Annotated in this window: 10 protein-coding genes; 3 read left to right on the forward strand and 7 right to left on the reverse strand. The window is 62.2% G+C overall.

Features of this window, described 5'->3' with window-relative positions:
* The first annotated feature begins 134 nt into the window (after positions 1-134).
* The gene (locus tag J7E36_RS03615) at positions 135-905 is read left to right on the forward strand and encodes a ParA family protein (RefSeq protein WP_214999961.1); all 771 of its coding nucleotides are present in this window, start codon (positions 135-137) and stop codon (positions 903-905) included.
* Between the two features lie 122 nt (positions 906-1,027).
* On the opposite strand, the gene trxC is transcribed toward J7E36_RS03615, so the two are convergent.
* Both trxC and ycaC read right to left on the reverse strand, forming a co-directional pair.
* Complete coding sequence (trxC, locus tag J7E36_RS03620; RefSeq protein WP_214999963.1) at positions 1,028-1,450, reverse strand: thioredoxin TrxC; 423 nt, start codon at positions 1,448-1,450, stop codon at positions 1,028-1,030.
* Positions 1,451-1,625: 175 nt separating this feature from the next.
* Positions 1,626-2,252, reverse strand: a complete 627-nt coding sequence (gene ycaC, locus J7E36_RS03625; RefSeq protein ID WP_025211469.1) for an isochorismate family cysteine hydrolase YcaC — start codon at positions 2,250-2,252, stop codon at positions 1,626-1,628.
* 148 nt (positions 2,253-2,400) lie between these two features.
* On the opposite strand from ycaC, the gene J7E36_RS03630 reads away from it, so the two are divergent.
* On the forward strand, positions 2,401-3,306 hold the full coding sequence (locus J7E36_RS03630; protein WP_214999982.1) for a LysR family transcriptional regulator: 906 nt from the start codon (positions 2,401-2,403) through the stop codon (positions 3,304-3,306).
* Here J7E36_RS03630 and J7E36_RS03635 read toward each other — a convergent pair.
* A complete protein-coding gene (locus tag J7E36_RS03635; RefSeq protein ID WP_214999965.1) occupies positions 3,303-3,476 on the reverse strand; it encodes a hypothetical protein in 174 nt (57 codons plus the stop codon). The genes J7E36_RS03630 and J7E36_RS03635 overlap by 4 nt on opposite strands.
* 70 nt (positions 3,477-3,546) lie before the next feature.
* On the opposite strand from J7E36_RS03635, the gene J7E36_RS03640 reads away from it, so the two are divergent.
* Positions 3,547-3,828, forward strand: coding sequence for a hypothetical protein (locus tag J7E36_RS03640; RefSeq protein ID WP_214999967.1), 282 nt, complete (start codon positions 3,547-3,549; stop codon positions 3,826-3,828).
* A gap of 192 nt (positions 3,829-4,020) precedes the next feature.
* Here the strand turns inward: J7E36_RS03640 and selO are convergent, their stop codons facing one another.
* From selO to J7E36_RS03660, 4 genes are all read right to left on the reverse strand, one after another.
* Positions 4,021-5,484, reverse strand: a complete 1,464-nt coding sequence (gene selO, locus J7E36_RS03645; RefSeq protein WP_214999969.1) for a protein adenylyltransferase SelO — start codon at positions 5,482-5,484, stop codon at positions 4,021-4,023.
* A gap of 37 nt (positions 5,485-5,521) precedes the next feature.
* Positions 5,522-8,884: a mechanosensitive channel MscK gene (mscK, locus tag J7E36_RS03650; protein ID WP_214999970.1), complete on the reverse strand. Its 3,363-nt coding sequence runs from the start codon at positions 8,882-8,884 to the stop codon at positions 5,522-5,524.
* Between the two features lie 34 nt (positions 8,885-8,918).
* The gene (locus J7E36_RS03655) at positions 8,919-10,661 is read right to left on the reverse strand and encodes a potassium/proton antiporter (RefSeq protein ID WP_214999972.1); all 1,743 of its coding nucleotides are present in this window, start codon (positions 10,659-10,661) and stop codon (positions 8,919-8,921) included.
* A 254-nt stretch (positions 10,662-10,915) separates the two neighbouring features.
* Positions 10,916-11,101: EAL domain-containing protein (locus J7E36_RS03660; RefSeq protein ID WP_214999974.1), on the reverse strand; the 186-nt coding region annotated here is incomplete at its 5' end.

Below are 11,101 nucleotides of genomic sequence, written 5' to 3' on the forward strand. Positions count from 1 at the left end.
CGTCATTTTCCGGGCGTATTGACGTCGCGTTGTTGGAAAAAGCCACTGATGCTGTAGTCCTTCTACGTAGAAGGTAGCGAAGCAGTGTCGCGGCCTACTACACTCGGGAATCTTTGATACACGGAGGTCTTGTCATGCGGCGTGTGGTGTTCAATCAGAAAGGGGGCGTGGGCAAGTCCAGCATCGCCTGCAATCTGGCGGCGGTCAGCGCCAGCGAGGGCTATCGCACGCTGTTGGTGGACCTGGACGCCCAGGCCAACTCCACTCAATACCTGACCGGCCTGACGGGCGACGACATACCGATGGGCATCGCCGATTTCTTCAAGCAGACCTTGTCGTCCGGGCCGTTCTCGAAAAAGAACAAGGTGGATATCTACGAGACCCCCTTCGAGAACCTGCACGTCATCACTGCCACCTCGGAGCTTACGGATCTGCAGCCCAAGCTTGAGGCGAAACACAAGATCAATAAGCTGCGCAAATTGCTCGAAGAGTTGGAAGAGGATTACGACCGTATTTACCTGGACACGCCGCCAGCCCTGAATTTCTACGCGGTTTCGGCGTTGATCGCGGCTGATCGGGTGTTGATTCCTTTCGACTGCGACAGCTTTTCCCGTCAGGCACTGTATGGCCTGCTGGCGGAGATCGAGGAGCTCAAGGAGGACCACAACGAAGGCCTGGAAGTCGAAGGTATCGTGGTCAACCAGTTCCAGGCCCGCGCCAGCCTGCCGCAGCAGATTCTCGACGAGCTGATTGCCGAGGGCCTGCCGGTACTGCCGGTGTACCTGAGCAGCTCGGTGCGCATGCGCGAATCCCACCAGGCCAGCCTGCCGCTGATCCACCTGGACCCACGGCACAAGCTGACCCAGCAGTTCGTGGAGTTGCATGGGATGCTCGAAGGCGCTTGATTGCCGGTCCACACAAAGCCAAGTGTGGGAGCAAGCCTGCTCGCGATGACGGCGGCACATCCAACATAAAGGTTGTTTGTCAGTCCGCTATCGCGAGCAGGCTCGCTCCCACATTGGAGTGGTCAAACCCCCTGGCTACGCAACCAGCCCATCAACTGCACCAAAGGCAGCGCCCCGCTCTGACGCGCAACCTCCCGCCCCTCCTTGAACAGGATCAGGCTGGGAATCGAGCGAATCCCCAATTGTGCTGACAGCTGCTGATTAGCCTCGCTGTCGAGCTTGGCGAGCCGGCATTTGCCCGTCAGTTGCGCAGCGGCCTGTTCGAACACCGGTGCAAAAGACTTGCACGGCCCGCACCAGTCGGCCCACACATCCACCAACAACGGCAGATCGCCTTTGATCTGGCTGGTGTAGTCGCCTTGCTTGAGTTCGAACGGCTTGCCCAGCAGCACCGGGGCCTTGCAGCGGCCGCACTTGGGCTGGTCGCCGAGGCGTTCGGCGGGTATGCGGTTGAGCCCGTTGCAGTGGGGGCAGGGGATCAGCATTGAATCGGTCTCCAGGCAAAATCATCGGCACAGGTCGAACACTATATCGAAAACACTGCAAAAACCTGTGGGAGCGAGCCTGCTCGCGATTGCGGTCTACCGGTCAATGTTGCATCGACTGTCAGACTGCTATCGCGAGCAGGCTCGCTCCCACAGGGGGTTTGGCGTTGCGGCTTTATTTAGCGTTCGTCAGCGTGTTGTAGCTGGTCATCAGGTTGCGATAGTCCGGGATGTGGTTGGAGAACAATGTCGCCAGACCTTCCACGTCGTTGCGCCAGTCGCGGTGCAGTTCACAGGCCAGGCCGAACCAGGTCATCAACTGGGCGCCCGAGGAGGACATGCGATCCCAGGCCGATTGACGGGTCAGTTCATTGAACGTGCCGGATGCATCGGTGACCACGAACACATCGAAGCCTTCGGCCAGGGCCGACAGCGCCGGGAAGGCCACGCAGACTTCAGTGACGACGCCTGCAATGATCAGTTGCTTCTTGCCGGTGGCCTTGATCGCCTTGACGAAATCTTCGTTGTCCCAGGCGTTGATCTGGCCAGGGCGGGCGATGTACGGCGCGTCCGGGAACAGGGTCTTGAGCTCGGGCATCAGCGGGCCGTTGGGGCCGGTTTCGAAGCTGGTGGTGAGGATGGTTGGCAGCTGGAAGTATTTTGCCAGGTCGGCCAGGGCCAGCACGTTGTTCTTGAAACGGTCCGGGTCGATGTCGCGTACCAGCGACAGCAGCCCGGCCTGGTGGTCTACCAGCAGAACGGCGGCGTTGTCTTTGTCCAGGCGGTTGTAGGAAGTGGTCATGGCGTAGTCCTCGTCAGTTTGGGTGCCGATCAGTTCGGCGTAAGTGATTTGAATGTTTGTTCCTAAGCGATGGACATAGATTAAAACCGGCACCTTTGATGCGCTAGACTGCGAAAATCCGCCTTAGCGTTCTATTTGGAGAACGATCATCGAAGACCTCAATACGCTGTACTACTTCACCCAAGTGGTGGAGCACGGCGGTTTCGCCGCCGCCGGTCGTGCCCTGGACATGCCCAAGTCCAAGCTCAGCCGGCGTATCGCCCAGTTGGAAGAGCGGCTGGGGGTGCGGCTGATCCACCGCACCAGCCGCCACTGCACGCTGACGGAGATCGGCCAGGCCTATTACCAGCGTTGTCTGGCGATGCGGGTCGAGGCCGAGAGCGCGGCTGAAGTGATCGAGCGCAACCGTTCCGAACCCCAGGGGCTGGTGCGCATCAGTTGCCCGACGGCACTGCTCAACAGCTGGGTCGGGCCGATGCTGACCCGCTACATGCTCAAGTACCCGCGAGTGGAATTGTTCATCGAAAGCACCAACCGTCGGGTTGACCTGATCCATGAAGGCTTCGATATCGCCTTGCGGGTGCGCTTCCCGCCGCTGGAAAACACCGACATGGTCATGAAGGTGCTGAGCAACAGCACGCAATGCCTGGTGGGCAGCCCCGATTACCTGCAGCGCTTGTCGTCACCGGTCTCCCCGGCGGACCTCAACGGCTTGCCGAGCGTGCATTGGGGCTCTGCGCAGCGCGAGTACCAGTGGGAGCTGTTCGGCCCGGACGGCGCCCGCGCGTTGATCCGCCATGCGCCGCGCATGGTCACCGACGACCTGCTGGCCCTGCGTCACGCCGTACTGGCCGGCATCGGCATCGCTCACCTGCCCAGCGTGGTGGTGCGCGAGGACCTGGCGGCGGGACGGCTGGTGGAACTGGTACCGGGCTGGACGCCCAAATGCGGGATCGTCCATGCGATCTTCGCCTCACGGCGCGGGTTGCTGCCGTCGGTGCGCACGCTGATCGATTTCCTGGCTGAGGAGTTCAGCCACAGTGACATGGCCTAGCGCTGAAGCGACGAGTTGTGGATGTTTTTGTGGGAGCCGAGCTTGCTCGCGATGAACGATAACGCGGTCTCCTGATAAATCGGGGCGTCTTCATCGCGAGCAAGCTCGGCTCCCACAGGGATTTCGCTGATTTCTTCTGGGGGCTGCCAGGTATCGACGGTGCCATTCATCAGGTGCACTGCACCGACGGCGCGTCTGGCCCTCAAAAATATGACTCACCTGTCGTATTCCGGAGGCCCCATGAGCAATCCTCAAGACCCAACCCTCTCCACAACGCTGAACAGCCCCAACGACGACGGCTTTGTGCTCGGCACCGCCGGCCGCGACGAAGACCCGAACGCCGCTCCAGCCTACGCCACCGACGATCGCCACGAACGGGATGAATTGACCCCCGAAGACGCCGCCGGCATGCCCGGTTATCCCGAGAAAAAACCTCAGGAAAAACCGGCTGACGAAGACAAAGGCCCCGAGGCAGAACCAGGCATCGAAACGCCTGAGCAGGGGAACGATAAGGTGGGGTAAGGGTCATACCTGGCCGAGCGCTCAAGGTCTCGGTAGAAACCTTTATCTGACGATTCGCTGTGGGAGCAAAGCTTGCTCGCGACACAGGCGCCTCGGTTCCTGGTGCCACCGAGGTGTCGCGGGCAAGCCTTGCTCTCACAGGTTTGCTTTCACGGCCTTGCGCTGGCAGATAAGTTCTCGGGGCATTCTGCATCACGACGAGCAACTGATCTCCAGATGCTTGCCCCATTCCGGTGGGCGTTGCGCGTAGCTGTCCATGCCCGGTTGTTCTTCGAACGGTTTGCTCAGTACGGTGTGCAGGCGGCGGACTTCGTCGTAGTCGCCGGACTCGGCGGCGTCGATGGCTTTTTGCGCCAGGTAGTTGCGCAGTACATACAGCGGGTTCACCGCGTGCATGCGGGCCTGGCGCTGGGGTTGATCGACGGGCCCATCGCGGCGGACGCGAGCCACGTACAGCTCGCCCCAGGCGTCGAAGCCGTTGAGGTCGACGAAGTCATCGCGCAGGTGGGCGATGGCCTGTTCGGGGGCCTGCTCACCCAATCGGCGAAAGAACAGGCTGTAGTCGACGCCGCTGTTCTGCATCAGTTGCAGCAGGCGCTCCACCAGTTTCTGGTCATCCTCTTCGGCGCTGGTCAGGCCGAGGCGGCGGCGCATCAGGTCCAGGTAGTGGGCCTGGTACAGCGGCAGGTACAGGCCGAGGGTTTCGCGCAGGGCTTCGACGCTGATGAACGGCGTCAGGGCTTGGGCCAGGGCGCTGAGGTTCCATTGGCCAATTGGTACCTGGTTGCTGAAGGAATAGCGGCCCTGGTCATCGGAATGGTTGCAGATGAAGTTGGCGTCGAAGTCGTCGAGGAAGGCGAACGGCCCGAAGTCGAAGGTGATGCCCAGGATCGACATGTTGTCGGTGTTCATCACGCCGTGACAGAAACCGTAGGCCTGCCATTTGGCAATCAGCTCGGCGTTGCGCTCGACGATTTCGCGGAACATCGCCAGGTACGGCTCCGGCTGCTCGCGGCACTCGGCAAAATGCAGGTTCAACACATGCTCGGCGAGGGCCGCTTGCAGTTCGGGCTTCTTGGTGTAGTAGAAATACTCGAAGTGCCCGAAGCGCACGTGGCTGGGCGCCAGGCGCAGCACCATGGCGGCGCGCTCCTGCTTTTCGCGCCAGACCGGGGTGTCCGAACCGATCACGCACAAGGCGCGGGTGGTGGGGATGCCCAGGGCGTGCAGGGCTTCGGAAGCAAGGAATTCGCGGATCGAGGAGCGCAGCACCGCGCGCCCGTCGCCCATCCGTGAAAACGGCGTCTGGCCAGCGCCCTTGAGGTGCAGGTCCCAATGTTCGCCGGCCTCGTTGTACACCTCGCCCAGCAGCAACCCGCGGCCATCGCCCAATTGCGGGTTGTAATGACCGAACTGGTGCCCCGAATACACCATGGCCCGAGGTTCGGTTTCGGCCCATAGCTTGTGTCCGCCGAACAGCTCGGCGAACAGCGGGGCCTGGGCTTCGGCCGGGTCCAGGTCGAGCAACGCCATGGCGGACGGACTGGCGACCACCAGCCTCGGGTTGTCGATGGGCTCGGGCAGCACATGGGCCGAGAAACCGTCGCCCAGGCGGGCGAAGCGGTTATCGAAGGTCAAGCTTTCCAGCGTTTTCATGGCCGTCTCCGGCGCGATGCCCCGGGGCATCCCGCGATCAGTCGAGTGTCTGTTGCGGTGGCTCTGGTACCGGTTTGATGCTGGCAGCGGTCGATGGCGCGGGCGCGAGGGTCTTGCTGTCGGACTCGACGGGCACCAGTTTGTATTCCTGGCCCTGGAGGTTCTTCAGGTAGACCTCCATCTGCCGGAACGAAATGTTGATGTGTTCTTTCTTGAACTCACGGTTGATGAAACGGTTGATCTCGTCCAGCACCGGGTTACGGTCACCGAGGTCGCGCACGTGCATGCGCAACTCGTGGTCCAGGGTGCTTTCACCGAAGTTCAGGAAGTACACGATCGGTTCCGGTTCCTTCAATACTCGGGGGTTGTCGCGAGCGGCCTTGAGCAGCAGCTCGCGCACCCGGTCCAGGTCCGAGCCGTAGTCCACGCCCAGTTTCAGGGTGACCCGGGTGACGGTGTCGGTCAGCGACCAGTTGATCAGTTGCCCGGTGATGAAGGTCTTGTTCGGGACGATGATGTCCTTGCGGTCGAAGTCGGTGATGGTGGTCGCACGAATGCGGATCTTGCTGACCGTGCCCGACAGGTTGCCGATGGTGATGGTGTCGCCGATGCGCACCGGGCGCTCGAACAGGATCATGATCCCCGAGATGAAGTTGGCGAAGATTTCCTGCATGCCGAAGCCCAGGCCCACCGACAGCGCGGCCACCAGCCATTGCAGTTTGTCCCAGCTCACGCCAAGGGTGGACAGGGTGGTGACGAAGCCGACGCCGGCGATCACATAGGACAGCAGTGTAGTGGTGGCATAGGCGCTGCCCTGGGCCAGGTTCAGCTTCGACAGCACCAACACTTCCAGCAGGCCTGGCAGGTTGCGCGCCAGGGCAAAGGTGATGCCGATGATGATCAGCGCGCCGAGCATGTCGCCGATACTGATGGGCACCATGCTCATGTTGGCGCCGGTGCCGCTGGTGTATTCGTAGAGGGTGATGTTGTCCAGGTACGAGAATACGCTGATCAGGTCCGACCAGACCCAGTACAGCGCGGCGATGAAGCCGCCCAGCAGGGCCAGGCGGATCAGGCGCAGGGACTGTTCATTGACTTTCTCGATGTCCAGCGTCGGCTCCTCGACCACCGCCTCGCCGTCGCCGGCCTCCTTGGCGGCCTGACGCTTGGCCAGGGCACGCTGGTACGCCAGGCGCCGCGCCGCCACCGACAGGCCACGCACGAACGTGGCCTCGATCACCAGCCAGAACATCAGCAGGTACAACGTGTTGATCAGCCGGTCGCTGAGTTTCAGCGCGGTGTAGTAGTAGCCGAAGCATACGGCCACGAACAGCGCGATCGGCAGCGCGGTAAACATCACCCCGACGGCCTTGCGAAACAACGAGGCGTTCTGGTGTGTCGGGCTGCTCAGCAACAGGCGACTGAGCAGCCACGCCATCAGGGCATAGCAGGTCAGTACCACCGGCATGCCGAGCACGTCGTCGGCCAAGGCCGCAGGTTGCAGCTCGGCCACCGCCACCACGGCCACCAGCGCCAACACCACCAGCCCGAGACGGCGAACCCAGCCCTGGAGGAATTGGACCTGGGGTTTTTCCCAGCGGAAATGCAACTCGGCCACGCCGCCCGGCGCCAGCACCCGGTAGGCGGTGTAGAACACCAGCCAGGCCTGGCCGATCTGCAACAGCGCCGCGCCGAGATTGGCGTTCTGCCCGCGGGCGTCGATCTGCAGGGCGTAGCCGCACAGCGCCAACGCCAGGGCCACCGGCATCGCCAGTAGAATATTGATCAGGATGGCCTGGGGGGTGTGCAGTTGGCTGTCGCGCTTGAAGTGGCCGACGTCTTGGTGAACTTTGTTCAGGCGCGCATACAGGCTCTTGCGCCGCCACAGCAGCGCGCCAATCAGCAATGCCAGAGGCAGGAACAGCAGGGGGCGTTGGGTCAGGCCATCGGCCAGTTCGCTGAGGCTCGAAGCCCAGGGCAGCGAGTCGACCTGTTTCTCCAGGCGCACCGGCACGGCCCGCATCCACTCCAAGTCCAGCGGCTTGTTGCTGGGGATCCAGAACATCTGCTCTTCGAGGGTGTCTCGCAAGCTTTGGGCGGTGCTCAGCAGCTGCTTCTGGTTGAGCTGCAAGGTGATGGATTCGTTGAGCACCGCGCTCAACTCACGGTTCAGCCGTTCCAGCAGGTCGACGCGGGTCAGAGCCAGGTCCAGCAGGGTCTTGCGCAGTTGCGGCGTGACCTGCTCCGAAGGCTGTGATGCCAGCAGGTTGTCCACATAGGCGCCGGGATTGTTCAGCGCTTCACGCTGTTGACTGACCTCGAACTGATACAGGCGGATATCGGCGATCTGGTCGGCCAGGTTCTGGTCCAGCTTCAGGCGTGGCAGGGTCTGGCGCTGCTTGTAGAGAATCTTCGAGAGCAGCAGGCTGCCCTTGAGTACGCTGATCTGCTCGTCCAGGGCCGCGTCAGTCTGGGTGACGCTGTCCAGCAACTGCTTGGTCTGCAAATTCTGCTGGGTGACTTCATTGAGGCGGTCGGTGCTTTTGAGCAGGTAGTCGGAGAGCTTCAGGTTGGCCGCGCTTTCGGTCGCCAGCAGGCTGCTGCTACCGGCCTTCTGGGCCTCGATGGATTGCTGGGTCACCGTCTCCTGGGATTGGGCCAGGCGCTTCTGGTTGATCAGGTTTTGCAGGTCCTGGATTTCCTGCTCCATGCGGGCGATCTTTTCCACCAGCAAGTCGTGCTGACCGTTGCCCAGGTCTTGCAACTGGCTGTTGCCGGCCAGTTCCTGGCGGCGCAGCGGAATCAATGCATTGAGTGCAGCCAGCTCGGCGTTGAGCTGGTCGCGCTGTTCGCCGCTCAGGGTTTTACCGGCGTCCCGGCCGGCCTTGAGGAGGGTGTTGATCTGCTGGATGCGGGTCTGGCTGCTGGAAATTTCCGCCTGGGCGCGCTCAGGGCGGGTCTGGGCGGTGATGACCAGGCTGTTGGCGTCGGCCAGGGCTTTTTGCAGGTCACCCTGCTGGGTGGAGCGCTCTGCGAGCATCTGCTCAAGCTGGGGAACCGGCAGGTTGGCGTAGCGCTGCGCCACCGGCACCACGTTGGTGCCTTTGAGCCGCGCCAGCTCGCGCTGGTTCTCAATGTTCTGTTTCGGCGCGTTGGCCAATTGCTGCTTGAGGGCATGCAACTTCTGCTCGTAGTCAGCCTGGTTGCTCAATTGGGTCAGCGTCCCTTGCAGTACGGCTTGCAGGGCTTTCTGGTCGGCCTCCGGTAGCTTGCGGTCAGCAATCTTGTCCAGGCTGGCCTGTACCGAATCACTGGTGGGGACTTCGGCGGCGTGCAGCGTGCAGATGGAGAGACTCAGGCCCAGCAGGGCGATGGCAAAAAAGGAGCGCAGGGTAGGCATAGTGACCGGTCGAGCAAATGAGAGTGGGAGCAGTTTAGAGGAACAAGCCGGGACCTGGGCGACTTCCTTCGGGGAATCTGACGCCCACTTTGCCGATCTTGTTCCCGTCCATGGCCGCGACGGTCCACAGGGTATTGTTCCAGTCCACCTGGTCGCCAACGACCGGCGCGCCCCCCACTTTCTGGGCAATGAAGCGACCCAGGGACATGTCCGGATCGATGCCATCGAGCTTCAGCCCGTACAGCGCCGCAACCGCAGCCAGCTGGGCGTCTCCTTCAAGTACGAAGTCGCCGAAAAAGCGCAGGTCCAGGCCGCGTTGCGGTGCCTGGCTGAACAGTTTTCCGAGGGCTGGCAAGTCGTGTTCATGGCCGATGACACACAGCAGATCATCGACTTCCAGCACCGTACTACCCGACGGATGGAGCAGTTGCTGGCCGCGAAACAGCGCGGCGATGCGCGTGCCGTCGGGCATTTTCAGGTCCCGCAGGGGCGAGCCGATGCACCATTTTTCCTTGCCCAGGCGATAGATGAACAGCTCCCACTCGCTGGTGACATGGACTTCCAGCGCCGCCCGGGAAATTGGCAGCGGCTCGGGCGGGACGGTGACATGCAGCAACTTGGCGACCCACGGCAGGCTGGTGCCCTGCACCAACAGCGACACCAGCACGATGAAGAACGCCAGGTTGAAATAAAGCTGGGCGTGGGGCAGGCCGGCCATCAGCGGGAACACCGCCAGGATGATCGGCACCGCACCGCGCAGGCCGACCCAGGAAATGAAGGCCTTCTCGCGCCCATGGAACGCCTTGAATGGCAGCAGGCCGACCATCACCGACAGCGGTCGCGCGAACAGGATCATCCACAACGCCAGGCCCAGGGCGGGCAGGGCAATCGGCAGCAGGTCGTGGGGCGTGACCAGCAGTCCCAGCACCAGGAACATGCCGATCTGCGCCAGCCAGGCCATGCCATCGAGCATGTGCAGGATGCCGTGGCGGCTGCGCACCGGGCGGTTACCCAGCACCAGGCCGCACAGGTACACCGCCAGGAAACCACTGCCGTGCAGGGCGTTGGTCAGGGCGAACACGGCCAGGCCACCGCTGATTACCAGGATCGGGTAGAGGCCGTTGGCCAGGTTGATACGGTTGACCAACTGCAACATCAACCAGCCACCGCCGAGGCCAAGCGCCGCGCCAATACCGAACTCGCGCACCAGGTGCCCGAGCAGGCTCCAATGCAGGCCGGTTTCGCCGCTGGCGAGCATGCCGATCAGGGTGACGGTCAGGAACACCGCCATGGGATCGTTGCTGCCAGACTCGATTTCGAGGGTGGCGCTGACCCGCTCGTTCAGGCCCTTGCCGCCCAGCAGCGAGAACACCGCCGCGGCGTCGGTCGAGCCGACGATGGCGCCGATCAGCAAGCCCTGGATCAGGTTCAGGTTGAACAACCACGCCGCTGCCAGGCCGGTCAGCCCGGTGGTGATCAGCACCCCCACCGTTGCCAGCGACAGCGCCGGCCACAGCGCCACGCGAAAGCTCGACACCCGCGTGCGCAAACCACCGTCCAGCAGGATGACCGCCAGGGCGAGGTTGCCGACCAGATAGGCCGTTGCGTAATTGTCGAAAAGGATACCGGCGCCGTCGACACCAGCTGCCATGCCCACGGCCAGGATGATCACCAGGATCGGGATCCCCAGGCGCGACGAAAGCGAACTGACCAGAATGCTCGCACTCACCAGCAACGCGCCGATCAAGAACAGGCTGTTGATGGTCGTCGCAGTCAAAGGCAGTACTCCGGGAAAGCATGAGGGCGGGCACAGACTGACCATGCAGTCTGCGTGCCAGCGATTCTAACCTGTTGAAATGTGATGCTGTCAAAAAAGCTTTTGGACTTTCAGAGCCATGATCGTTCCCACGCTCTGCGTGGGAACGCAGCCGGAAACGCTGTGCGTCACAAAGACCGAACGCGGAGCGTTCGTTGAGGCATTCCCACGCAGAGCGTGGGAACGATCCCAGGTAGGAGGGTTGTAATCCTCCTCTAGGGCAACAACCGCTCAAACGCCTCCAGCGGCAATGGCCGGCTATGCAGGTAGCCCTGATACAAATGGCATTCAAGCCCCTGCAGGAATTGCAGTTGTTCCAGGGTCTCTACGCCTTCGGCAATCATTTCCAGGTTCAGGCTACGGGCCATGGCGACGATAGCGCGGATGATTTCGGCGTCGTT

Source organism: Pseudomonas fluorescens (assembly GCF_018614775.1).
GTDB lineage: Bacteria > Pseudomonadota > Gammaproteobacteria > Pseudomonadales > Pseudomonadaceae > Aquipseudomonas > Aquipseudomonas fluorescens_BY.

What these genes read in the sequence shown, in the direction of transcription:
- J7E36_RS03615 (WP_214999961.1), top strand. Translation starts at nt 135, where the DNA reads ATGCGGCGTGTGGTGTTCAATCAGAAAGGGGGCGTGGGCAAGTCCAGC.
- trxC (WP_214999963.1), bottom strand. Translation starts at nt 1,450, where the DNA reads ATGCTGATCCCCTGCCCCCACTGCAACGGGCTCAACCGCATACCCGCC.
- ycaC (WP_025211469.1), bottom strand. Translation starts at nt 2,252, where the DNA reads ATGACCACTTCCTACAACCGCCTGGACAAAGACAACGCCGCCGTTCTG.
- J7E36_RS03635 (WP_214999965.1), bottom strand. Translation starts at nt 3,476, where the DNA reads ATGAATGGCACCGTCGATACCTGGCAGCCCCCAGAAGAAATCAGCGAA.
- J7E36_RS03640 (WP_214999967.1), top strand. Translation starts at nt 3,547, where the DNA reads ATGAGCAATCCTCAAGACCCAACCCTCTCCACAACGCTGAACAGCCCC.
- selO (WP_214999969.1), bottom strand. Translation starts at nt 5,484, where the DNA reads ATGAAAACGCTGGAAAGCTTGACCTTCGATAACCGCTTCGCCCGCCTG.
- mscK (WP_214999970.1), bottom strand. Translation starts at nt 8,884, where the DNA reads ATGCCTACCCTGCGCTCCTTTTTTGCCATCGCCCTGCTGGGCCTGAGT.